Annotated in this window: 21 protein-coding genes and 1 riboswitch; of the genes, 17 read left to right on the forward strand and 4 right to left on the reverse strand. The window is 71.2% G+C overall.

What is annotated here, in order from left to right; genetic code table 11:
* Positions 1-8: 8 nt before the first annotated feature.
* The 4 genes from coxB (at position 9) to ACFY61_RS00775 (ending at position 4491) form a co-directional block, all read left to right on the forward strand.
* Positions 9-998: a cytochrome c oxidase subunit II gene (gene coxB, locus ACFY61_RS00760; protein ID WP_389465067.1), complete on the forward strand. Its 990-nt coding sequence runs from the start codon at positions 9-11 to the stop codon at positions 996-998.
* The gene (gene ctaD, locus ACFY61_RS00765; RefSeq protein ID WP_389465070.1) at positions 995-2728 is read left to right on the forward strand and encodes a cytochrome c oxidase subunit I; all 1734 of its coding nucleotides are present in this window, start codon (positions 995-997) and stop codon (positions 2726-2728) included. The genes coxB and ctaD overlap by 4 nt, the downstream gene beginning before the upstream one ends.
* Positions 2725-3123 (forward strand): cytochrome c oxidase subunit 4, encoded by a 399-nt coding sequence (locus ACFY61_RS00770; protein ID WP_389465073.1) that lies wholly within the window; start codon positions 2725-2727, stop codon positions 3121-3123. The genes ctaD and ACFY61_RS00770 overlap by 4 nt, the downstream gene beginning before the upstream one ends.
* A gap of 120 nt (positions 3124-3243) precedes the next feature.
* Positions 3244-4491 carry an Ig-like domain-containing protein gene (locus ACFY61_RS00775; protein WP_389465076.1) on the forward strand — a complete coding sequence of 416 codons (1248 nt, stop codon included), beginning with the start codon at positions 3244-3246 and terminating at the stop codon, positions 4489-4491.
* Between the two features lie 7 nt (positions 4492-4498).
* Here the strand turns inward: ACFY61_RS00775 and ACFY61_RS00780 are convergent, their stop codons facing one another.
* Entirely contained in the window at positions 4499-4900 is a 402-nt protein-coding gene (locus tag ACFY61_RS00780; protein ID WP_389465079.1) for a hypothetical protein, read from the reverse strand.
* A gap of 177 nt (positions 4901-5077) precedes the next feature.
* Between ACFY61_RS00780 and ACFY61_RS00785 the strand changes: the two genes are divergently transcribed.
* From ACFY61_RS00785 to ACFY61_RS00810, 6 genes are all read left to right on the forward strand, one after another.
* Positions 5078-5698 carry a heme-copper oxidase subunit III gene (locus ACFY61_RS00785; protein ID WP_389465082.1) on the forward strand — a complete coding sequence of 207 codons (621 nt, stop codon included), beginning with the start codon at positions 5078-5080 and terminating at the stop codon, positions 5696-5698.
* 74 nt (positions 5699-5772) lie between these two features.
* A complete protein-coding gene (locus ACFY61_RS00790; RefSeq protein ID WP_389465085.1) occupies positions 5773-6582 on the forward strand; it encodes a c-type cytochrome in 810 nt (269 codons plus the stop codon).
* A complete protein-coding gene (locus tag ACFY61_RS00795) occupies positions 6579-7637 on the forward strand; it encodes a Rieske 2Fe-2S domain-containing protein (protein WP_389465087.1) in 1059 nt (352 codons plus the stop codon). Before ACFY61_RS00790 ends, ACFY61_RS00795 begins: the two co-directional genes overlap by 4 nt.
* Positions 7634-9265 (forward strand): cytochrome bc complex cytochrome b subunit, encoded by a 1632-nt coding sequence (locus tag ACFY61_RS00800; RefSeq protein WP_389465088.1) that lies wholly within the window; start codon positions 7634-7636, stop codon positions 9263-9265. Before ACFY61_RS00795 ends, ACFY61_RS00800 begins: the two co-directional genes overlap by 4 nt.
* Before the next feature lie 152 nt (positions 9266-9417).
* The gene (gene trpD, locus ACFY61_RS00805; RefSeq protein WP_389465091.1) at positions 9418-10482 is read left to right on the forward strand and encodes an anthranilate phosphoribosyltransferase; all 1065 of its coding nucleotides are present in this window, start codon (positions 9418-9420) and stop codon (positions 10480-10482) included.
* A gap of 87 nt (positions 10483-10569) precedes the next feature.
* Positions 10570-10686, forward strand: a riboswitch (SAM riboswitch).
* A gap of 213 nt (positions 10687-10899) precedes the next feature.
* Entirely contained in the window at positions 10900-12291 is a 1392-nt protein-coding gene (locus tag ACFY61_RS00810; protein WP_389465094.1) for an aminotransferase class V-fold PLP-dependent enzyme, read from the forward strand.
* 48 nt (positions 12292-12339) lie between these two features.
* Here the strand turns inward: ACFY61_RS00810 and ACFY61_RS00815 are convergent, their stop codons facing one another.
* The gene (locus tag ACFY61_RS00815; protein ID WP_114057247.1) at positions 12340-12621 is read right to left on the reverse strand and encodes an Lrp/AsnC family transcriptional regulator; all 282 of its coding nucleotides are present in this window, start codon (positions 12619-12621) and stop codon (positions 12340-12342) included.
* Complete coding sequence (locus tag ACFY61_RS00820) at positions 12618-13355, reverse strand: rhomboid family intramembrane serine protease (protein ID WP_389465097.1); 738 nt, start codon at positions 13353-13355, stop codon at positions 12618-12620. Before ACFY61_RS00820 ends, ACFY61_RS00815 begins: the two co-directional genes overlap by 4 nt.
* Before the next feature lie 118 nt (positions 13356-13473).
* Between ACFY61_RS00820 and ACFY61_RS00825 the strand changes: the two genes are divergently transcribed.
* The 5 genes from ACFY61_RS00825 to ACFY61_RS00845 all read left to right on the forward strand — a co-directional run bounded on the left by ACFY61_RS00825 (position 13474) and on the right by ACFY61_RS00845 (position 19317).
* Positions 13474-13713 carry a hypothetical protein gene (locus ACFY61_RS00825; protein ID WP_366478471.1) on the forward strand — a complete coding sequence of 80 codons (240 nt, stop codon included), beginning with the start codon at positions 13474-13476 and terminating at the stop codon, positions 13711-13713.
* Positions 13714-13788: 75 nt separating this feature from the next.
* Entirely contained in the window at positions 13789-15153 is a 1365-nt protein-coding gene (locus ACFY61_RS00830; protein WP_389465900.1) for an NYN domain-containing protein, read from the forward strand.
* A gap of 212 nt (positions 15154-15365) precedes the next feature.
* On the forward strand, positions 15366-16391 hold the full coding sequence (locus tag ACFY61_RS00835) for an NlpC/P60 family protein (RefSeq protein ID WP_389465100.1): 1026 nt from the start codon (positions 15366-15368) through the stop codon (positions 16389-16391).
* A 321-nt stretch (positions 16392-16712) separates the two neighbouring features.
* Entirely contained in the window at positions 16713-17759 is a 1047-nt protein-coding gene (locus ACFY61_RS00840) for an NlpC/P60 family protein (protein ID WP_389465103.1), read from the forward strand.
* Between the two features lie 445 nt (positions 17760-18204).
* Positions 18205-19317 (forward strand): hypothetical protein, encoded by a 1113-nt coding sequence (locus ACFY61_RS00845; protein WP_389465105.1) that lies wholly within the window; start codon positions 18205-18207, stop codon positions 19315-19317.
* Here the strand turns inward: ACFY61_RS00845 and ACFY61_RS00850 are convergent.
* Positions 19314-20501, reverse strand: a complete 1188-nt coding sequence (locus ACFY61_RS00850) for a glycosyltransferase 87 family protein (protein ID WP_389465108.1) — start codon at positions 20499-20501, stop codon at positions 19314-19316. The genes ACFY61_RS00845 and ACFY61_RS00850 overlap by 4 nt on opposite strands.
* Positions 20502-20580: 79 nt before the next feature.
* Between ACFY61_RS00850 and ACFY61_RS00855 the strand changes: the two genes are divergently transcribed.
* Positions 20581-21723: a glycosyltransferase family 4 protein gene (locus ACFY61_RS00855; RefSeq protein ID WP_389465111.1), complete on the forward strand. Its 1143-nt coding sequence runs from the start codon at positions 20581-20583 to the stop codon at positions 21721-21723.
* 186 nt (positions 21724-21909) lie between these two features.
* On the forward strand, positions 21910-23523 hold the full coding sequence (locus ACFY61_RS00860; protein WP_389465113.1) for a GMC oxidoreductase: 1614 nt from the start codon (positions 21910-21912) through the stop codon (positions 23521-23523).
* Positions 23524-23567 lie beyond the last annotated feature (44 nt).

Below are 23567 nucleotides of genomic sequence, written 5' to 3' on the forward strand. Positions count from 1 at the left end.
GGCGCTACGTGAGTCCCTACGGCTCCGACCGCTCGCCGCGGCGCCCGATGCGGCGGAAGCTGCTGCAGGCGCTGACGGCGGGTGCGGTCCTGGCAACCGCCACCGGTTGCTCGTACACATGGAAAGACTTCCCCCGCCTCGGGATGCCGACCCCGGTCACCGAGGAGGCGCCGCGCATCCTCTCGCTGTGGCAGGGGTCCTGGGCGGCCGCTCTGGTCACGGGCGTCCTGGTCTGGGGCCTGATCATCTGGAGCATGATCTTCCACCGGCGCAGCCGCACCAAGGTGGAGGTCCCGCCGCAGACCCGGTACAACATGCCGATCGAGGCGCTGTACACGGTGGTCCCGCTCATCATCGTCTCGGTGCTCTTCTACTTCACCGCGCGTGACGAGTCGAAGCTCCTCTCCCTCTCCGCGAAGCCCGCCCACACCATCAACGTGGTCGGCTTCCAGTGGAGCTGGGGCTTCAACTACATCGAGGACGTCGACGGCGACGCCGCCACCGGCAAGGCCGGCTCGGTCCCGAAGGAGCTCGCCTCCATCCCGGACCGGTACACCAAGGACTTCCCGGCGGGCGCCGAGGGCGTCTACGAGAAGGGCGTCCCGGCGGACGTCAACCCGGACATGGCGGCCAAGGGCAAGACCTACCCGGGTCCGACGCTGTACCTGCCCAAGGGCGAGAAGGTCCGCTTCATCCTGTCGTCCAACGACGTCATCCACTCCTTCTGGGTGGTCCCCTTCCTGTTCAAGCAGGACGTCATCCCGGGCCACACCAACGTCTTCGAGGTCACCCCTAACCAAGAGGGCATCTTCATGGGCAAGTGCGCCGAGCTCTGCGGCGTCGACCACTCCCGGATGCTGTTCAACGTGAAGGTCGTCTCGCCCGAGGAGTACCGGGCGCACCTCAAGGAACTGGCCGAGAAGGGGCAGACCGGCTTCCTGCCGGCCGGCATCAACCAGACTGACCCGGCCCGGAACGCGGAGACGAACAAACTGTGAGCATCCTCAACGAACCTCAGGGTGCCGCCGCAGCCGACTCGTACGAGAACGAGCTGCCGGTACGGCGCAAGCAACCGGGCAACGTGATCGTGAAGTGGCTCACCACCACCGACCACAAGACCATCGGTACGCTCTACCTGGTCACCTCGTTCGTGTTCTTCATCATCGGTGGTCTGCTGGCGCTCTTCATGCGCGCCGAGCTCGCCCGTCCGGGCACGCAGATCATGTCGAACGAGCAGTTCAACCAGGCGTTCACGATGCACGGCACGATCATGCTGCTGATGTTCGCGACGCCGCTGTTCGCCGGATTCGCCAACTGGATCATGCCGCTGCAGATCGGCGCGCCCGACGTGGCGTTCCCGCGGCTGAACATGTTCGCGTACTGGCTGTACCTCTTCGGCTCGACCATCGCGGTGGCCGGCTTCATCACCCCGCAGGGTGCCGCCGACTTCGGCTGGTTCGCCTACACCCCGCTGTCGGACTCGGTCCGCTCCCCGGGCATCGGCGCCGACATGTGGATCATGGGTCTGGCCTTCTCCGGCTTCGGCACCATCCTCGGCTCGGTCAACTTCATCACCACGATCATCTGCATGCGCGCCCCGGGCATGACGATGTTCCGCATGCCGATCTTCACCTGGAACGTCCTGCTGACCGGTGTCCTGGTCCTGCTCGCCTTCCCGGTGCTGGCGGCCGCGCTGTTCGCGCTGGAGTCCGACCGTAAGTTCGGCAGCCACGTGTTCGATCCGTCCAACGGTGGAGCACTGCTCTGGCAACACCTCTTCTGGTTCTTCGGACACCCAGAGGTGTACATCATCGCGCTGCCGTTCTTCGGAATCATTTCCGAGGTCATCCCGGTGTTCTCGCGCAAGCCGATGTTCGGTTACATCGGTCTGATCGGCGCGACCATCGCGATCGCCGGCCTCTCCGTGACCGTGTGGGCGCACCACATGTACGTCACCGGCGGCGTCCTCCTGCCGTTCTTCTCCTTCATGACCTTCCTGATCGCGGTACCGACCGGTGTGAAGTTCTTCAACTGGATCGGCACCATGTGGAAGGGCTCGCTGTCCTTCGAGACCCCGATGCTCTGGGCCGTCGGCTTCCTGATCACCTTCACCTTCGGTGGTCTGACCGGCGTCATCCTGGCCTCGCCCCCGATGGACTTCCACGTCTCCGACTCGTACTTCGTCGTCGCGCACTTCCACTACGTGATCTTCGGCACCGTGGTGTTCGCGATGTTCTCCGGCTTCCACTTCTGGTGGCCGAAGTTCACGGGCAAGATGCTGGACGAGCGTCTCGGCAAGATCACCTTCTGGACCCTGTTCGTGGGCTTCCACGGCACCTTCCTGGTGCAGCACTGGCTGGGTGCCGAGGGCATGCCGCGCCGTTACGCGGACTACCTGGCCGCCGACGGCTTCACCGCGCTGAACACGATCTCCACGATCAGCTCCTTCCTGCTCGGCCTGTCGATGCTTCCGTTCATGTACAACGTGTGGAAGACCGCCAAGTACGGCAAGAAGATCGAGGTCGACGACCCGTGGGGCTACGGCCGTTCGCTCGAATGGGCGACTTCCTGCCCGCCGCCGCGGCACAACTTCATCACCCTGCCGCGGATCCGTTCCGAATCCCCGGCCTTCGACCTGCACCACCCGGAGATCGCGGCCCTCGAACACCTTGAGGACCACGCCGGCGTCAAGGCAGCCGTGACCGGTGGCAAGGAGGCCGGCAAGTGAAGATCCAGGGCAAGATGTTCCTCTGGCTCTCGGCCTTCATCCTGATCATGGCCGTCGTGTACGGCGTGTGGTCGAAGGAGCCGGTCGGAACCACCGCGCTGTTCCTGGCCTTCGGCCTGAGCGTCATGATCGGCTACTACCTGGCCTTCACGGCCAAGCGTGTGGACGAGATGGCCCAGGACAACAAGGAGGCCGACGTCGCGGACGAGGCCGGCGAGCTGGGGTTCTTCTCCCCGCACAGCTGGATGCCGCTGCTGCTGGCGGTCGGCGGTGCCTTCGCCTTCTCCGGCGTCATCTTCGGCTGGTGGCTGCTGTACTTCTCCACCCCCGTGATCCTGGTGGGTCTGTGGGGCTGGGTGTACGAGTACTACCGCGGTGAGAACCAGAACCAGTAACACGCGCGGCACGGCGTCGTACGACACGGACGGGGCCCGGACACCTCTTCGGAGGAGTTCGGGCCCCGTTTGTACTCACTTGGCGCGACGAATAAGTCATATGTCCCTAACGTGACCTTCATGAGTCACACACCGCGTCTTTGGACGGTACTCAGCTGCTCCCTGCTGGTCGCGTCCCTCGGGGCCGGCGCCACCGCGTGCGGGGGTGGCGACCACCCGCTGTCGGCCAACCCCTACGACGCGGCCGAACAGGTCGCCTTCAACAAGGTGGCGGGCAGCCGGCCCGTGGACCCGGACAAGCCGCTGGAGGTGACCGCCAAGGGCGCCGACGGCAGCCGGATCACCGATGTCATCGCGGTGGACCAGCACGGCCGCAGGCTCGCCGGAGAGCTCTCCGCCAAGGGGGACCGCTGGCACAGCACCGTCCCGCTGGCCGCCGGCGTCCGTTACTCCGTCACCGTCAGCACGGAGGACGAGCGGGGCGCCCCAGGCCTGCGCAGGCTGTCCTTCGACACGACTCCGGCAAAGAAGCTCCTCAAGGTCGAATTCGGCCCTGAGGAGGGCACCTACGGCGTCGGGCAGCCCCTCGACGCCACGCTCAACGAGCCCGTCACCGACAAGGCCGCCCGCGCGCTCATCGAACGCGGCCTGGTCGTCGACGCCAGGCCCAAGCCCGTCGAGGGCGCCTGGCACTGGATCGACGACACGCACATCCAGTTCCGGCCCAAGGACTACTGGCCGGCGAACTCCAGCGTCACCCTGCGCAGCAACCTGGAGGGCATCAGGATCGCCGACATGCACGGCGCCGCCTCCACACCGCTGAAGCTGGAGTTCGGCGACCGCGTCGAGGTCATCACCAACGCGGCCTCGCACTACATGACGTTCAAGCGCAACGGCGAGGTGGTCACCACCCTCCCCGTGACCACCGGCAAGCCCGGCTTCGCCACGCGCAACGGCACCAAGGTGGTCCTCGGCAAGCAGTACTTCGTCCGGATGCGCGGCGACACGGTCGGCATCGGCGGCAGCGAGTACTACAACCTGCCTGTCTACTGGGCTACCCGGGTCACCTGGAGTGGTGAATACGTCCACGCCGCCCCGTGGTCGATCGGCTCGCACGGCTACGCGAACGTCAGCCACGGCTGCACCGGCATGAGCACCGGGAACGCGGCCTGGTTCTTCGAGAACATCCGCGAGGGCGACCTCGTCACCGTCGTGAACAGCATCGGCGAGTGGATGCCGGCCTTCGGCAACGGCTACGGCGCCTGGAACATGGACTGGGAGGAGTGGCGGGAGGGCAGCGCCCTGCTCAAGGGCACGAAGGAAGGCCGCAGCCCGGTCGACGTGGCCAGGCTCCGGCCCCAGGTCTGAACGGACGTCAGGCGTCCACCGCGAGCCGCTTGCGCAGCAGCCGCGCCAGGGCGTCCGGGAACTCCACCGGGTCCACCGGAAGGGTGACCGCGGCGTCGGCGCGGCTCCAGGTCGCGAGCCAGGCGTCCTGCGGGCGCCCCATCAGCAGCAGCACCGGCGGGCAGCGGAACACCTCGTCCTTGATCTGCCGGCACACGCCCATCCCGCCCGCCGGCACGGCCTCGCCGTCCAGCACGCAGACGTCGATGCCACCCCGGTCCAGCTCCGTCAGCACGGCCGGGAGCGTCGCGCACTCCACGAACTCCACCGGCGGGAGACCCGCTGCGGGCCTGCGCCCGGTGGCCAGGCGGACCTGCTCCCGGGTGTTGGCGTCGTCGCTGTAGAGCAGAACCCTCGCTGTCGCCCGCATTGTTTCCTCCACGCGTCAGGAAATCCTGGCGCGGATGCTACTCCGTCCGACGTGCTGTCAGCAGCGCTTCGGGCAGGCTCGCGATCACTGCTCCGATGGGCCGTTCGGGCAGTGCACACCCCCCGGACACTCCGAACGGCACCCCCCGGGGTGAGGGCGGGATAAGCGACCGACATAATGTCGGTCGTGGCGACAGCAACGACAGTAGATACCGGGCACGCGCACCCGACGGTCAACAGGCCGAACCTCGTCAGCGTCGGAACCATCATCTGGTTGAGTTCCGAGCTGATGTTCTTCGCGGCCCTCTTCGCGATGTACTTCACCCTGCGATCGGTGACCGGTGCCGAGTACTGGAGGGCTCAGGCCGACACCCTGAACCTGCCGTTCTCGGCGACCAACACCACGATCCTGGTGCTTTCCTCCCTCACCTGCCAGCTCGGCGTATTCGCCGCCGAGCGCGGTGACGTCAAGAAGCTCCGGACGTGGTTCATCGTCACCTTCGTGATGGGTGCGATCTTCATTGGCGGCCAGGTGTTCGAGTACACCGAGCTGGTCAAGCACGAGGGCATGAGCCTCTCGTCCGGTCCGTACGGCTCGGTCTTCTACCTGACCACCGGCTTCCACGGACTGCACGTGACGGGCGGACTCATCGCCTTCCTGCTGGTCCTCGGCCGGACGTACGCGGCCAAGAGGTTCACCCACGAACAGGCCACCTCGGCCATCGTCGTGTCCTACTACTGGCACTTCGTCGATGTCGTCTGGATCGGCCTCTTCGCCACGATCTACCTGATCAAGTAGCGAACACGCCGCCGGGCACGCCCGGCACCCGTCCAGAAACACCGACGCAGAAGATCCTGACACCGGGGTAATCCGTGAAAAAGCTCTCCGCACGACGACGCCATCCGCTGGCGGCGGTCGTCGTTCTACTCCTTGCGCTGGCGGCCACTGGGGGGCTGTACGCCGCCTTCGCGCCCGCGGGCAAGGCGCAGGCCGATGAAACCTCCCAGTCCCTCGCCATCGAGGAGGGCAAGAAGCTCTACGCCGTGGGCTGCGCAAGCTGCCACGGAACCGGCGGGCAGGGTTCCTCCGACGGCCCGAGCCTGGTGGGCGTCGGCTCCGCCGCCGTCGACTTCCAGGTGAGCACGGGCCGCATGCCCGCCCAGCAGCCCGGCGCCCAGGTGCCGAAGAAGCCCAACATCTACACCCAGGCGCAGATCGACCAGCTGGCCGCGTACATCGCCTCCCTCGGCGCCGGCCCGGTCACGCCGACCGAGAAGCAGTACGACCCCGCCGGTGCCGACATCGCCAAGGGTGGCGAGCTGTTCCGCAACAACTGCGCGCAGTGCCACAACTTCACCGGCGAGGGCGGTGCGCTCACGCACGGCAAGTACGCGCCCAACCTTGAGGACGTCTCGCCGAAGCACATCTACGAGGCCATGCTCACCGGCCCGCAGAACATGCCCTCCTTCCCCGACACGACCATGCCGGAGAAGGAGAAGAAGGACATCATCGCGTACCTCCAGCACGTGAACGGCGAGTACTCGACCAACCCGGGCGGTCTGAAGCTCGGTGGCCTCGGTCCCGTCTCCGAAGGCCTGTTCGGCTGGGTGTTCGGTCTGGGTGCGCTGATCGCTGTCGCCGTCTGGGTCGCGGCCCACACCGCTAAGGCCAAGAAGTCATGAGTAGCCAAGAGATTCCCGAAGAGAAGCACCTGCCGAGCGAGCAGGGCGACGCGCACCACGGCGGTGTAGCGGTCGCGGACGACCCGTTCGCCGACCCGGGCCTGCCGGCCCACAAGCCGCGCATCCAGGACATCGACGAGCGGGCCGCCAAGCGCTCCGAGCGCACCGTGGCACTGCTGTTCACGGTCTCGATGCTGGCCACGATCGCCTTCATCGCCGCGTTCGTGGCGATCCCGGTCGACAAGATCGTGTTCATCTGGCCCCTCGGCAAGGTGAGCGCGCTCAACGTCGCCCTGGGCCTGACCCTGGGCACGGCCCTGTTCTGCATCGGCGCCGGCGCGGTCCACTGGGCCCGCACGCTGATGTCCGACGTCGAGGTCGCCGACGACCGGCACGCGATCGCCGCTCCGGCGGAGGTCAAGGCCAAGGTCCTGCAGGACTTCCGCGACGGCACCGACGAGTCCGGGATCGGCCGCCGTCCGCTGATCCGCAACACGATGCTCGGCGCGCTGGCCCTGGTGCCGCTGTCCGGCGTGGTGCTGCTGCGCGACCTCGGCCCGCTGCCCGAGGACAAGCTCCGCAAGACCATCTGGGCGAAGGGCAAGCTGCTCATCAACCAGAACACGATGGAGCCGCTGCGTCCCGAGGACGTCCTGGTCGGTTCGCTGACCTTCGCCAAGCCGGAAGGCCTGGAGGAGGACGCGCACGACTACATGTCCGAGATCGCCAAGGCCGCCCTGATGATCGTCCGCATCAAGCCGGAGGACATCAAGGACAAGCGGGAACTCGAGTGGTCCCACGACGGCATCGTCGCCTACTCGAAGATCTGCACCCACGTCGGCTGCCCGATCAGCCTGTACGAGCAGCAGACCCACCACGTGCTCTGCCCGTGCCACCAGTCCACCTTCGACCTCGCCGACGGCGGCCGCGTCATCTTCGGTCCGGCCGGTCACGCGCTTCCGCAGCTGCGGATCGGTGTGAATGACGAAGGCTTCCTCGAAGCGCTCGGCGACTTCGAAGAGCCCGTCGGTCCTGCATTCTGGGAGCGCGGATGAGCACTGCCACTGCCCCTGACACCGAGCGCAAAGCACCTCGTGGCGAGCGCGTGGCCGACTACTTCGACGGTCGGCTCGGCATCTACAGCCTCGCCAAGGCGAACATGCGCAAGATCTTCCCGGACCACTGGTCCTTCATGCTGGGTGAGATCTGCCTCTACAGCTTCATCATCATCATCCTCACGGGTGTGTACCTGACGCTGTTCTTCCACCCGAGCATGAACGAGGTCGTGTACCACGGCTCGTACGTGCCGATGCAGGGCGTCCGGATGTCCGAGGCCTTCGCCTCGACCCTGGACATCAGCTTCGACGTCCGCGGCGGTCTGCTCATCCGGCAGATCCACCACTGGGCGGCCCTGATCTTCGTCGCGGCCATGCTCGTGCACATGATGCGCGTCTTCTTCACCGGCGCGTTCCGCAAGCCGCGTGAGATCAACTGGGTCTTCGGCTTCCTGCTGCTGGTCCTCGGCATGTTCACCGGCTTCACCGGTTACTCCCTGCCGGACGACCTGCTCTCGGGCACCGGTGTCCGCTTCATGGAGGGCGCGATCCTGTCCGTGCCGGTCGTCGGCACGTACCTGTCGTTCTTCCTCTTCGGCGGCGAGTTCCCCGGTCACGACTTCGTGGCCCGGTTCTACTCGATCCACATCCTGCTGCTGCCCGGCATCATGATGGGCCTGCTGGTGGCCCACCTGATCCTGGTCTTCTACCACAAGCACACCCAGTTCGCGGGCCCCGGCAAGACGAACGAGAACGTCGTCGGCATGCCGCTGCTCCCGGTGTACATGGCGAAGGCCGGCGGCTTCTTCTTCCTGGTGTTCGGCATCATCGCCGCCATCGCGGGCATCGCCTCGATCAACCCGATCTGGGCCCTCGGCCCGTACGTCCCGGACCACGTGTCCACGGGCGCGCAGCCGGACTGGTACATGGGCTTCTCCGAAGGCCTCATCCGTGCCATGCCCGGCTGGGAGATCAACCTGTGGGGCCACACCCTGGTCCTGGGCGTGTTCATCCCGCTGGTGATCTTCCCGCTGGTCCTGGTCGCGATCGCGGTCTACCCGTTCATCGAGTCCTGGGTCACCGGCGACAAGCGCGAGCACCACATCCTGGACCGCCCGCGCAACGCCCCGACCCGTACCGGCTTCGGTGTGGCCTGGCTGACCTGGTACGTCATCCTGCTGATCGCCGGTGGAAACGACATGTTCGCGCAGTACTTCCACCTGTCGATCAACTCGATCACCTGGTTCACCCGGATCGGCTTCTTCGTCGGCCCGGTCATCGCCTTCGTCATCACCAAGCGCATCTGCCTCGGCCTCCAGCGCCGGGACAAGGACAAGGTGCTGCACGGTCGCGAGACCGGCATCATCAAGCGCCTGCCGCACGGTGAGTTCGTCGAGGTCCACGAGCCGCTCCCGCAGTCCCAGCTGTACAAGCTCACCGCGCACGAGCAGTACCGCCCGGTCGAGATCGGCCCGACGGTCGACGAGAACGGCGTGGAGCGCAAGGTGACGCGCGGCGAGAAGCTGCGCGCCAAGCTGAGCAAGGGCTTCTACGGCGAGGGCACGCAGATCGACAAGCCCTCGGTGGAGGAGTACAAGGAGATCCAGAGCGGCCACGGCCACCACTGACCTCCCCCGGCCCATCGGGCCTGATCCGTTTGACTGAAAAACGATCGCCACGGTGAGAGCCCCGTCCAGTCGCTGGACGGGGCTCTTTGCCGTCCCCGCGGCTGGATAGGCTTGAGCCCTTCCCATTCGGACTGTGGACCCAGGAGCGGACCATGAACGTTGTGACCCCGGCAGGCGGCGACAGCGTGGCGGCCGGGTCCTGGCCGGCCGTCCTCGACGCCCTGCTCTCCGGCCGTGACCTGACCGCCGACGACACCGCGTGGGCGATGGACCGGATCATGCGCGGGGAGGCGACCGACGCCCAGATCGCGGGCTTCATGGTGGCCCTGCGGGCCAAGGGCGAGACGGTCGCGGAGATCAACGGCCTGGTCCGCACGATGTACGCGCACGCCAACCTGATCGAGGTGCCGGGCCGGACGGTGGACATCGTCGGCACCGGTGGCGACGGCGCCAAGACCGTCAACATCTCCACCATGTCGGCGATCGTGGTGGCCGGTACCGGCGCCAAGGTCGTCAAGCACGGCAACCGGGCCGCGTCCTCCGCGAGCGGCGCCTCCGACGTCCTGGAGAAGCTCGGGGTCAACCTGGACCTCACGCCCGCCCGCGTGGCGGAGGTCGCCGACGAGGCCGGCGTCACCTTCTGCTTCGCGGTGAAGTTCCACCCGGCGCTGCGCCACGTCGCGGCCGCCCGCCGCGAGCTCGGCATCCGCACCACCTTCAACTTCCTCGGCCCGCTCACCAACCCGGCGCGGGTCAAGGCGCAGGCCACGGGCGTGGCGGACGCCCGGGTGGCCCCGATCGTCGCGGGCGTGCTGGCCGAACGCGGTTCCTCGGCGCTGGTGTTCCGCGGGGACGACGGCCTGGACGAGCTGACCACCACCGCCACGTCCCGGGTGTGGTGGGTTCGTGACGGGGCCGTGCACGAGCAGCCCTTCGACCCGAGGGACGTCGGCATCGACCTGGTCGACGTGGCGGCGCTGCGCGGCGCGGACGCCTCGTACAACGCCGACGTGGCCCGGCGGCTGCTGGCCGGCGAGACCGGCCCGGTGCGGGACGCCGTACTGCTGAACTCGGCGGCGGCGCTGGTGGCCCTGGAGCCCTCCTCCGGCTCGCTGGAGGAGCAGCTGCGGTCCGCGATCGTGCGCGCCGGCGAGGCCGTCGACTCCGGGGCCGCCCGCGCCGCGCTCGACCGCTGGGTGGCGGCCAGCAACGCGTAGCCCCGCAGCCCCACGCACACCGACCCCGTTCCACATCGTGGACCGGGGTCTTGCGTTGGGTGGATCTTGTGGCAGGATGTCTGACCAGGTCACGAGTGACAGCGTTTTGGCCCCGGCTTGCTGTCCGGCAACCCTCCGTCCGTGGCGGGGTGCCCCGGGTGATGACCAGGTCGCAGGCAGCAAGGCCTGCGGCAAGCGCGGACCCCTCGACACCAGGGGTCCTGGTCCCGAGGAGCCTTCTTTCGTGAGCAAGCGAATGCGATAGGCGCGTAGCGCCCCCTTCTTCACACCCTCCGTGCGGACCGCAGCGGTCCGGCGCGTCGAGGCACACCCGTACCGCATCCCGACACGGCACCCGTGTACCCGCGGACGGGACGTTCGAAGCCATTCAGCCCTGCCCTCCCGGGAGACACCGCCATGTCCGCGACCCTGAACACCACCGCCACCGCTGCCGCCGCCGACTCCGACACCTGCTGCGCCGGGCCGCTGCCCGTGCTGGGCCGGGACGTCACCGTCCCCCTGGTCACCGGCGGTGAAGTCCCCTACGCGGCCCTCGACTACGCGGCCAGCGCCCCGGCCCTGCAGCGCGTGTGGGACGACGTCGCCGCCTACGCCCCGTACTACGGCAGCGTCCACCGGGGTGCCGGATACCTCTCCCAGCTCTCCACCGACCTGTTCGAGCAGAGCCGCGCCACGGTCGCCGCGTTCCTCGACTGCCGCCCGTCCGACCAGGTGGTCTTCACCCGCTCGACGACGGACTCGCTGAACCTGCTGGCGCGGGCCCTGCCGGCCGGCTGCCGGGTCTTCGTCTTCGAGACCGAGCACCACGCCTCGCTGCTGCCCTGGCGGGACGCCGACGTCAGCTACCTGGACGCGCCCCGCACCCCCGCCGAAGCCGTCGCCACCCTGGAACGTGCCCTCGCCGACCGCGAACCCCACGGCCCCGCCCTGGTCTGCGTCACCGGCGCGTCCAACGTCACCGGCGAGCTGTGGCCGGTCCGGGAGCTGGCCGCCGCCGCCCACGCGCACGGCGCCCGGGTCGTCCTCGACGCCGCCCAGCTCGCCCCGCACCACCCGGTGTCGGTCCGGGACCTGGACGTGGACTGGGTCGCCTTCTCCGGGCACAAGCTGTACGCGCCGTTCGGCTCGGGCGTGCTGGCCGGGCGGGCCGACTGGCTCCAGGAGGCCGAGCCGTACCTGGCCGGCGGCGGGGCCTCCCGTACGGTGGCCCGCCACGCCGACGGCGGCGTCGACGTCGACTGGCACACCACCGCCGCCCGGCACGAGGCCGGCTCCCCGAACGTGATCGGGGTCTACGCCATCGCCTCCGCCTGCAAGGCCCTCACCGAGGCCGGATTCGACGAGCTGGTCGCCCGCGAGCAGCACCTGATCGCCAGGGTCCGGGCCGGCCTGGCCGAGGTGCCCGGGGTCCGGGTGCTCTCCCTGTTCGGTGACGACGCGCCGCGGGTCGGCGTCATCTCCTTCGTGGTGGACGGCTGGAACAGCTCGCACTTCGCGGCCGCCCTGTCCGCCGAGTACGGCATCGGCGTGCGCGACGGCCTGTTCTGCGCCCACCCGCTGGTCCGCACCCTGCTGGGTTCTGCCCCGCAGGAGCCCGGCGAGTGCGGCTCCCCGGAGGCCACCGCTCCCGGCGCGCCCTCGCTGAACGCCATCCGGGTCAGCTTCGGCGCGGGCACCCCCGACGAGCACGTGGACCGCTTCGTAGGGGCGGTGCGGGAACTGGTGGCGGACGGCGCGAAGTGGCGTTACCACCAGGAGGACGGCCGCTGCGTCCCCGCGTCCCGCTGACGCCGAGCGGCGTCTGAGCGGCGGGGGCGCGCGCGGTGAGGGAGTGGGTCAGGCGTCCAGGCCGATGGCGAAGGCCGCTTCCAGGTCGTGCTGCGAGTACGTGCGGAACGCGACGTGCGTGTCCGTGGCCTCCACGCCCGGGATCTTGCTGATGCGGCCGGGGATGATGTCGGCCAGGTCGTCGTGGCGGGCCACCCGGACCAGGGCGATCAGGTCGTAGGTGCCGGTGACGGAGTAGACCTCGCTGACGTTCTCCAGCGCGGCGATCGACTCGGCGATCTCCGGGATGCGGTCCACGCTGGTCTTGATGAGCACGATCGCGGTGATCACGGCTGGCTGTCTCCCTCGGTGGCCGTCGCTGGTCGCCTCACTCTAGTCGTACGCCGGTACCGCACCCACGCGTAGAGGAAGCCCATCGAGAACCCCGCCAGATGGGCCAGATAGGCCACCCCGGGCCCGCTGCCGGCCCGGTGCGCCGCCAGCCACTGGAGGGCGAACCAGAACAGCAGCACCATCCACGCCGGGAAGCGCAGCGGGAGGAACAGCAGGAACGGGAAGAGGCTGGTCACCCGGGCCCGGGGGAACAGGCAGAGGAAGGCGCCCAGCACCGCCGAGATCGCCCCGGACGCCCCGACCAGGGTGTGGTCGGAGGACGCGTTGGCCGCCGCGTACGCCACCAGCGACAGGTAGCCGGTGCAGAGGTAGAACAGCCAGAACCCCGCCCGGCCCATCCGTTCCTCGGTCATCGCGCCGAAGACGAAGAGGAACAGCATGTTCCCCAGCAGGTGGAGCCAGCTGCCGTGCACGAAGAGGGCGGTCAGCGGGGTCAGCGGCTCCCCGTCGCCCCGGCCGCCGAACAGCTCCGCCGGGACCACGCCCCAGCGCCGGAAGTGGGCGGTCCCCGACTCCACCAGCGCGTCCCCGGAGCCGTACGCCGGGTTCATCCCCGAGGCCGGGCCGAGCAGGAACACCGCGCAGCACGCGGTGATCAGCGCGTAGGTCACCGGCGCCCCCCGGACCGCCTCGCACACCGCCCGCCACCTTACGATCATGGGCAAGAGCATCCCGTAACCGGACGGATACCGCCTGCACGCCCCGCCGGGCCGGGCAGCCCGTAGGGTTACGTGCTGCTGTACGTCAGGCGCTTTACTTGAACAAGCGACGAAGGAGAGAGACGGCACGATGACGGTTCCCCTGCCGACCGCCACGACCCGGTGGCGCTGCACCCTGTGCGGCAACCTCACCCGTTTCGACGTCACCCGCTCGTCGAAGGTCGTGGAGTACGTGCACCTCGACCTCGCCGGAGAGCCGAAGGTCGAGGAGCGCGAGGTGGTCAATGAGACCATCGAGTCGGTCCGCTGCCGCTGGTGCAACGCGGTGGACCAGATCGAGCTCGTGGACAGGCCCGGCGCCGACTCCTGAACGGATCGGTGACACGGATCGGTGACACGGAACGGCAAGCGAACGGCAAGCGGAACATCACGGTAGGGGTGACGGATTGTGGAGCCAGCAAGCGGCGCTGAGCCGGCCGGTGCGGCCGGCGACGCCGCCGAGGTCCTCGACCGCCCGCTGCCGGAAGGCGTCCGGCGCCGCGTCGTCGCGCTCGTCTCGGACGCCTTCGGCGGCCTGACGCTCGCCGACCTCCCTGCCCAGCTGCGCCAGTACGCCCGTTTCACCCCGACCCGCCGCGCCAAGTTCGCGGGGAACGCCATGGCCGCGGCCGTCGAGACCGACGCCGTGTTCCGCGGCCGGGTCGCGGAGAAGGTCCGCGAGGCCCAGCCCGAGCTGGCCGGGGCCCTGGAGTCCGGGGCCCCGCCCGCGGCCGCCGACCCGCTGGACGTGGCCGCCGCCGCGTACGTGCTGCGCCCGGCCGGCTGGGTCAAGCTGGTGGCCGCCGCCGGTGAGGAGGCCCAGCGGGCCGACGCCGAACGGCTCGGCGAGGAGAGCCGGCGCGAACTGGAGCGGCTGCGCGAGGAGCTGGCCGTACTGCGGGAGGCCCAGCGCACCGGCGGCGAGCAGCTGCGGGCCGAGCTGGAAGCCGCCCGCAAGGAAGCCGAATCGCTTCAGCGGAAGCTGCGCAGCGCGCAGAACGACGTCAAGCGGGGCGAGGCCGCCCTGCGGAAGACGACCGCCGAGATCGAGGGGATCCGCGCCGAGGCGACGGCCCAGGTGGCGGCCGCGGAGAGCGAGACCCGGCGCCTCAAGGCGCGGCTCGCCGAGGCCGAGTCGGCGCTGGAGTCGTCCCGGCGGGCCACGAGGGAGGGCCGCAGCGTCGAGGACATGCGGCTGAGGCTGCTGCTGGACACCGTGCTGGACGCGGCCCAGGGGCTGCGCCGGGAGCTGGCGCTGCCACCGGTGTCGACCCGTCCCGCCGACACCGTCGACGCGGTGGAGCCGGGCCGGATGACCCCGAAGGACATCGCGGCGCGCGCCCTGTCGGAGACCGACCCGGCGCTGCTGGACCAGCTGCTGGCACTGCCGCAGGCCCATCTGGTGGTGGACGGCTACAACGTCACCAAGACCGGCTACCCGACGATGCCGCTGGAGAAGCAGCGGCTGCGGCTCCTCGGCGGGCTGTCGATGCTGGCCGCGCAGACCGGTGCCGAGATGACCTGCGTGTTCGACGGGGCGGAGTTGGCGGCCCCGGTGCTGCTCGCGCCGCCGCGCGGGGTGCGGGTGCTGTTCTCCAAGCCGGGCGTCACCGCGGACGAGTTGATCCGGCAGCTGGTGCGGGCCGAGCCGCCGGGCCGGCCGGTGGTCGTGGTCTCCACCGACCGCGAGGTGGCCGACGGCGTGGCCAAGGCCGGGGCGCGACCGGTCGCGTCCGCCTTGTTGCTGAAGCGGCTTTCGCGCGTCTCGTAACTCCTGCGCGTTATGCCCGATTTGAGGGAACGCTCGGTCAAGGGGCGCGTACGCAGCGTTCGGTGAAGGTAAAGAAGCCGGCGGGCGGCGTGAATTTTTCCCCGCAGGATTTGAAGTGATCACAGCCCGGTCACTAGGGTGCGGCCCAAACCTTCGTGCGATTGATCACTCGTCCGAGTGGCGGCGAAGGTGCTGCAAAGGAGCTCGCCTCCGTGGCCTCCCACCGTCGTCCCAAGCAGCCGAACCGCGCGCGCGTCACCGTGCTCACCGCGACCGCCGCCGCTGCCGTCGCCCTCTCCTCCCACTCGGCCGTGGCCGCCCCGGCCAAACCCGGCAAGGACGAGGTGAAGGCCAAGGTCGACGCCCTCTACGAGGAGGCCGAGAAGGCCACCGAGAAGTTCAACGGGGCCAAGGAGCAGCAGGAGAAGCTGGAGAAGGAGATCGGCCGGCTCCAGGACCAGGTCGCCCGGGGCCAGGGCGACCTCAACGAGCTCCGCCGCACCCTCGGTTCCATGGCCTCCGCCCAGTACCGCACCGGCGGCATCGACCAGTCGCTCGCCCTCTTCCTCTCCTCCGACCCCGAGGACTACCTCGACAAGGCCGCCACCCTCGACCAGTTGAGCGGCCAGCAGCTCGAAGCCGTCCAGAAGATCCAGACCAAGCAGCGCGCCCTCGCCCAGCAGCGGCAGGAAGCGGCCGCCAAGCTCAAGGACCTCGACGCCACCCGCAAGGAACTCGGCGAGAAGAAGGCCGCGATCCAGACCAAGCTCGGCGAGGCGCAGAGGCTGCTCAACTCCCTGACCGCGCAGGAGCGTTCACAGCTCCAGGACGAGGAGGAGCGGGCCAGCCGCGACGCGGGCGACCGGGCCGGCCTGGGTGGTGCGACGGGCTCGGGCCGCGCCGGGGCGGCCCTCGCCGCCGCCAAGACCAAGCTCGGCAGCGCGTACATATCGGGCGCCGAAGGCCCCACCGCCTTCGACTGCTCCGGCCTGACCCAGTGGGCCTACAAGCAGGCCGGCGTCGGCATCAGCCGGACCACCTGGACCCAGGCCAAGGAGGGCACCCGCATCCCCCTGAGCCAGCTCCAGCCCGGCGACCTGGTGTTCTTCTACGACGACCTGCACCACGTCGGCCTGTACGCCGGCAACGGCATGACCCTGCACGCCTCGAACCCGCGCGGCGGCGTCAAGTACGAGAAGATCAGCTACATGGACCCCCAGTTCGGGGTACGCATCTGAGCACGCGCGGTACCGCGCCCGCGCGCCGTACCGCGCCCCGCCGTACCGGGCCACCCCGCCGTACCACGCCACTGCGCCGTACCGGGCCACCGCGCCGTACCGCCCCGTGCGTCGACCGTCCGGGCGAATTCCGCGCCCCCCGCACGACCCCGCGCCCCGCCGATGACCTGCGTCTGTCGGCGGGGCGCCGCCGTCCGCCCGCCCGCGGGTCGTTGGCCGGGGTGTGTCCGCACGGCTACTGTCTGCCAGCGCGGAGCCCGGCCACGACCGTCCACGGGGGCGGACACGGGCGCCGCGCAGCGGAAGGGAGTGCGGCTTCCCGTGGGGAACCATCGCCGGCCGGCATCCGCCGGCCTCGACCGGAACGCGGCGGTCACCGCCCTGTCCGCCGCCGCGGCCGCCACCGCGACCGTCCTGACGGCCGGAGCCGGCACCGCCGGCGCGGCCCCCGCCGACCCGGCGTCCGGCGCCCGCGCCCAGGTGGACCGCCTCTTCGAGGAGGCGGAGCAAGCCACCGAGCGGTTCAACGAGGCGGGGGAGCGGTCCGCGAAGCTCCGCGCCGAGGTCCGCCGCGCCCAGGACGCCGTCGCCCGCGGCCAGGACCGCATCAACACCATGCGGGGCGTGCTCGGCGCCTTCGCCGGCGCCCAGTACCGGTCCGGCGGCCTCGACCCCACGATGGAACTGCTGCTCACCGAGGACCCGGACGAGTACCTGGAGAAGGCCGGCACCCTCGACCGGCTGACCGGACACCAGGCCCGCCAGCTGACCGAACTCCGCGAGGAGCAGCGGGCGCTGAACCAGCAGCGGCGGGAGGCCGCCGCCAAGCTCGCCGAACTGGAGGAGCTCCGCGCCGACGTGGCCCGGCACAAGCGGGCCGTCACCGCCAAGCTGGCGGCCGCCCGGCGGCTGCTGAACGCCATGCCCTCCGAGGAACGGGCCGACTACGAACGCTCCTCGCGGTCCGGCGACCGCGCCGGCGCCGGTGCCGTGCCCGACATGCCCTCCTTCGCCCCCGGCTCCGGTCGGGCCGCGGCCGCGGTGATGGCCGCGCGTGCCGCCGTCGGACGCCCGTACGTGTGGGGGGCCACCGGGCCCTCCGGCTTCGACTGCTCCGGGCTGATGGTCTGGTCGTACCGGCAGGCCGGGGTCGCCCTGCCGCGCACCTCCCAGGCGCAGCGGCACGCCGGACGGCGGGTCCCGCTGTCCGAGGCGCGGCCGGGGGACCTGATCACGTACCGCTCCGACGCGAGCCACGTCGGCATGTACGTGGGCAACGGCCAGGTCATCCACGCCCCGTACCCGGGCGCGCCCGTCCGCTACGACCCGGTCGGCATGATGCCGGTCTCGGGCGTCACCCGCGTCTGAGGCCGCATGGCCCGGCCCCGCGGGTGCCCCGCGGCGGAGCCCCGTGTGGTGGGACGGGGCGTCGGCTGCGCCGCTCGGCTCCGGCCGGGCCCGCTCAATCGCCGCTCGGGCTTGAAGCGCGACCCGGCTGCGACGGGTGCCCCGGGGGGCCCCGCCGGGGCCCGCTCAATCGCCGCTCGGGCTGGAGTGGCCCGGCGGGGTTTGGTCCCGCAGGCCGGCTCCGGGTGGGCAATTCCAGCCTCGCCGGCGATTGAGGCGCGGGGTACGGGGCGGAGCCCCGTGTGCTCGGGCGGAGCGGTGGCCGTGCGGCTTTGGCTTCGCCGGTGCCCGCTCAATCGCCGCTCGGGCTGGATGGTGCGGCCCGGCTGCGACGGCTGCCCCACGGGGTTCCGCCCGGTGCGCTCGGGCGGGGTGGGTGCCGGCGGGGGGCGCGTAGCATCGGCGGGTGCTTCGTTTTGCCGTCCGTGCTTCGCTGCCCGTCCTGCTGGCGCTGTCCGTCCTGGTCGGGTGCGGCGCGCCGGCCGGCGGCACCGCCGGCGCGGACGTGCGCCGGGCGGTAGCCGACTGGGCCGCGGGCGGTTCCGGCCGCCCCGCCGGGGTACCGCTGGAGTCCTGGGCGTACGAGGTCACCTCGGTCAGGGTCGACCCCGGCGGGGCCCGCGCCACCGCCGCGGCGGAACTCCGCTACCGGCTCGCCGGGTACGACACCGGCCCGGCCGCCGGCGCGCGGGAGCTGTCCCTCGCCGCCGAGGACGGCCGCTGGCGGGTCCTCGCCGACCGCCCGGCGCCGGGCGCCCCGCCGCAGCTGTGGGACCAGGGCCCGGTGAGCGTGGTGCGGGGCGACCGGGTGCTGGTGCTGGGCACGCGCCCGGAGCCGGAGCTGCGGGCCGTTGCCGCCACCGCCGACGGGGCCGCGCCGGCGGTCTCCGCCGCCTGGCCGGAGGGCCGCCCGGGCCGGGCCGTCGTACTGGTCCCCGGCTCCGCGGACCGCATGGCGGAGCTGCTGGGCGCCCCGGCCCCCGCCTACCGCGGCACGGTCGCCGTGACCACGGGCCGCGTCGGCGCCGCCCCACTGCCCGCGGACCGGGTCGTGGTCAACCCCGAGGCGTACGCGGGCCTGGCCGAGCCGGGCCGGCAGGTCGTCCTCGCCCACGAGCTCACCCACGTGGCGACCCGCACGGCCACCTCGGCCCGGACCCCGCAGTGGCTCTCGGAGGGCTTCGCGGACTGGGCCGCGTACCGCGGCCGCGCGCACACGCCGGCGCAGGCCGCCCCCGCCCTGGCCCGCGCCGTACGCGGGGGCCGGGTGCCCGACGCCCTGCCCGCCGACCGGGACTTCACCCCCGGGGGCGACCAGGAAGCCGTCTCCCGGGCGTACGAGGGGTCCTGGCTGGCCTGCCGTCTGATCGCCGACCGCTGGGGCGAGCAGGCCCTGCGCGAGCTCTACCGGGCCGCGGCCCGCGAACCGCTGCCCGAGGCCCTCTCCCGCACCCTGGGCACCGACCCCGCCGCCCTCACCGCCGCATGGAGGTCCGCCCTGCGCGCGGACCTCGCCTAGCGGGCCGGGGCCATGTCGTCCTCGGCGCGGGTGCCCGCCAGGGGTCGCGGCGCGGCCGGGGCGGGGTCCGGGGCCGACCACAGCACGCGGCAGGCCGCGACCGTCGCCCACACCAGCAGGGCGTTGCGGACCAGGATCAGCAGGATGCCGATCCACTCGCTCGCCACGATCTGCGAGAAGAACGTCGGGAACTCCAGCTGGGTGAAGGCCGTCGCGACGAGCAGGATCCGGGCGGGCCGCACCATCCGCGAGTCCGCCAGGGTCAGGCAGGCCGCCGCGAGGGCCACCAGCCACACCAGGTACTGCGGGCTGATCACCCGGCTGGTGATGGTGAACAGCAGCACCGCCGTGAACGCGGCCTCGTACACCACCCGCTCGTCGCCGGACCGGATCCGGGTCCGCAGCCGCCACACCAGCAGCCATCCGAACGCCACCGCCGTCAACCCCAGGGAGAGCGCGCTCACCGTCTGCACCCACGGCCCGAGGAACTCCACCGAGCCGTAGTTCAGCTTCACCTCGCCCTCCCACCAGCCGAACGCGCGCGCGAAGTGCAGCGGCAGCGCGCCCAGGGACTCCACCTCGGTGCCCCGGTCCCGCTGGAACGTCAGGAACGCCAGCGAGCCGGGCATCCAGGCGGCGAAGAGCAGGAGCAGCAGCGTCCCCGTGACCGCCGCCGACACCCAGGCCGCGCGGCCGCGCACCCCGGCGATCAGCAGTGCCGGCCACACCTTCAGCACCGCCCCGAGCGCGATCAGCGGGCCGCGTACCCGGGGCAGGAGGAGGGCGGCCACCGCCACCGCCGCGACGAAGATGTCGTACCGGGCGTACGCCGTCGGGCCGACCAGCGGCACCGCCCACACCCAGTACCAGGCGCCGCGCGCGCCCCGCCGGGCCAGCAGCCAGACGACCACCGCGTCGGCGGTCAGGCAGAGCAGGACGAAGGCGGCGGTGTAGGAGAGGAACGGGACGAGCCCCGGGGCCAGTACCGGCAGCGCGGCGCCGGGTGGGTACTGCCAGGTGACGTCGGTCAGGGGGTAGGTGCCGCCGCGGAGCACGCCGTACCACCCCTGGTAGATCACCGTGACGTCGATCGTCACGTCACCGCCCGGCAGGGGGATCACCCGGAAGGTGCAGAGCAGCAGCAGGATCCTGGTGGCCGACCAGGCCGATGAGAGCTTGAGCACCGCGCCATGATGCCCAGGTCGGGGGCCTCGGGGCCATGGGACGCGGCAATCCGAACCGGTCCGGTACTGTCGGCAGGCCATGCACAAGACGCTGATCGTGACCAATGACTTCCCGCCGAGACCGGGCGGAATCCAGGCATTCCTGCACAATATGGCCCTGCGTCTGGACCCGGACCGCGTCGTCGTCTACGCCTCCACCTGGAAGCGCGGCACGGAGGGGCGGGAGGCCACCGCCGCGTTCGACGCGGAGCAGCCGTTCCGGGTGGTCCGGGACCGTACGACGATGCTCCTGCCGACCCCGCGGGTCACCCGGCGGGCGGTGGGCCTGCTCCGCGAGCACGGCTGCGAGTCGGTGTGGTTCGGCGCGGCGGCACCGCTCGGCCTGATGGCGCCGGCCCTGCGGCGGGCCGGGGCGCGCCGGCTCGTCGCGACCACGCACGGCCACGAGGCCGGCTGGGCGCAGCTGCCGGCGGCCCGGCAGCTGCTGCGGCGGATCGGCGAGGGCACGGACGCGCTGACCTACCTCGGCGAGTACACGCGCTCGCGGATCGCGTCGGCGCTCACCGCCGGGGCGGCGGACCGGATGGTCCAGCTGCCGCCCGGCGTGGACGAGAAGGCCTTCCATCCGGACTCGGGCGGCGCGGAGGTGCGGGCCCGGCTGGGCCTGTCCGACCGCCCGGTCGTGGTGTGCGTCTCGCGCCTGGTCCCGCGCAAGGGGCAGGACACGCTGATCCGGGCGATGCCGCGGATCCTGGCGGCCGTGCCGGACGCGGTGCTGCTGATCGTCGGCGGCGGACCGTACGAGGCGGACCTGCGGCGGCTGGCGGCCTCGACGGGGGTCGCGGACTCGGTGGTCTTCACCGGCGCCGTCCCGTGGGCCGAACTCCCCGCGCACTACGGGGCGGGGGACGTCTTCGCCATGCCGTGCCGGACCCGGCGGGGCGGGCTGGACGTGGAGGGCCTCGGCATCGTCTACCTGGAGGCGTCGGCCACCGGGCTGCCGGTGGTCGCGGGCGACTCCGGCGGGGCGCCGGACGCGGTGCTGGACGGCGAGACCGGCTGGGTGGTGCGCGGCGGCGACCCGGGGGACGCGGCGGAGCGGATCGTGACGCTGCTGCAGGACCCGGAGCTCCGGGCGCGGATGGGGGCGCGGGGGCGGGCCTGGGTGGAGGAACGCTGGCGCTGGGACCACCTGGCCGCGGGGCTCCGCGACCTGCTCTGAACCGCCGCGGCCGCGCTTCCGCTTCGGGGCTGGGTGGTGCCGCGCGGGTCGGGGTTCGGGGTCGTGTGGTCGTCACGGCCCTGTGGGTCGTAGGGGTGGGCGGTGCGTTGTCAGGGGGTACTGTCACGCCGAACCGTGGCTGCGCCGCGTATGGGCGGATGGCGGGATTCCGCCCATCATGCCGCCATGTCACCTAATCTGACGCGCCGTCACGTACTGGGCCTCGCCGCCCTGCAGGCCGCCGCCACCCTCGGGGTGACGAGGATCGGCCTGACCGAGGCGGTCGCCGCCGCCGAGCCGACCTCCTACGCCCCCGCCGTCGTCGTCGGCTCCGGCTACGGCTCCGCCGTCGCCGCCCTCCGCCTCGGCGAGGCCGGCGTACGGACCGTCGTGCTGGAGATGGGCCGGCTCTGGGACGCCCCCGGTCCCGACGGGCGGGTCTTCCCGCCCACCACCGCCCCCGACCACCGCTCCATGTGGTTCCGCACCCGCACCGAGGCACCGCTCGCCCAGTTCCTCTGGCTCGACGTCGTCAACCGCGACATCAGCCCGTACCCCGGCGTCCTCGACCGGGTGGACCACGGCGCGATGTCCGTGTACGTCGGCCGCGGCGTCGGCGGCGGCTCCCTGGTCAACGGCGGCATGGCGCCCACGCCCCGCCGCTCCTACTTCGCCGAGGTCCTCCCGGCCGTCGACGCGGACGAGATGTACGGCACGTACTTCCCCCTCGCCCGCCGGATGCTCGGCGTCAACGACATCGACCCGGCCTGGTTCGAGTCCACCGAGTGGTACCGCTTCGCCCGGGTCTCCCGCAGGCACGCCCACAACACCGGCCTGCGCACGGTCTTCGTGCCCAACGTCTACGACTTCGGGTACATGCGGCGCGAGGCGGCCGGAGAGGTGCCCAGGTCGGCCCTGGCCGGCGAGGTCATCTACGGCAACAACCACGGCAAGCGCAGCCTCGACAAGACCTACCTCGCCGCCGCGCTGGGCACCGGCAACGTCACCATCGAGACCCTCCAGCGGGTGGCCGGCGTACGGGCCGACCCGGCCGGGGGCTACGTGCTGACGGTGCAGACCCTCGACCTGTCCGGCCGGGTCACCCGCACCCGCGAACTCGGCTGCCGCCGGCTCTTCCTCGGCGCGGGCAGCCTCGGCACCACCGAGATCCTGCTGCGGGCCCGCGACACCGGCACCCTGCCCGCGCTCAGCGAGAAGGTCGGTCTCGGCTGGGGCGCCAACGGCAACGTGATGACCGCCCGCGCCAACCACCTGTGGGACACCGTCGGCGCCAGGCAGGCCACCATGCCCGCCCTCGGCATCGACGACTGGGACAACGCCGCCAACCCGGTGTTCGCGGAGATCGCCCCGCTGCCCATGGGCCTGGAGCACTGGATCTCCCTGTACCTGGCGATCACCAAGAACCCGGAGCGCGGCCACTTCACCTATGACCCGGCCACCGACTCGGCCCGTCTCCACTGGCGGAGCGAGCAGAGCAGCCCGTCCGTGAACGCGGCCAGGAGCCTCTTCGACCGCATCAACCGCCGCAACGTCACGGTCTACCGGCACGACCTGTTCGGCGGCAACCGGGCCTTCGCCGGCGACTTCACCTACCACCCCCTGGGCGGCTGCGTGCTGGGGGAAGCGACCGACCCCTACGGCCGGGCCAAGGGCCACCAGGGCCTGTACGTCGTCGACGGCTCCCTCGTGCCGGGGTCGCTCGGCGTGAACCCGTTCCTCACCATCACGGCCCTCGCCGAACGCAACATGGCCAGGATCCTCGCCGAGGACCCGGCCTAGGGCCGTGGGCCGTGGGCCGGGAACGCGGGCCGGAACGCGGACGG

It is taken from the genome of Streptomyces sp. NPDC012888 (assembly GCF_042900645.1).
Lineage (GTDB): Bacteria > Actinomycetota > Actinomycetes > Streptomycetales > Streptomycetaceae > Streptomyces.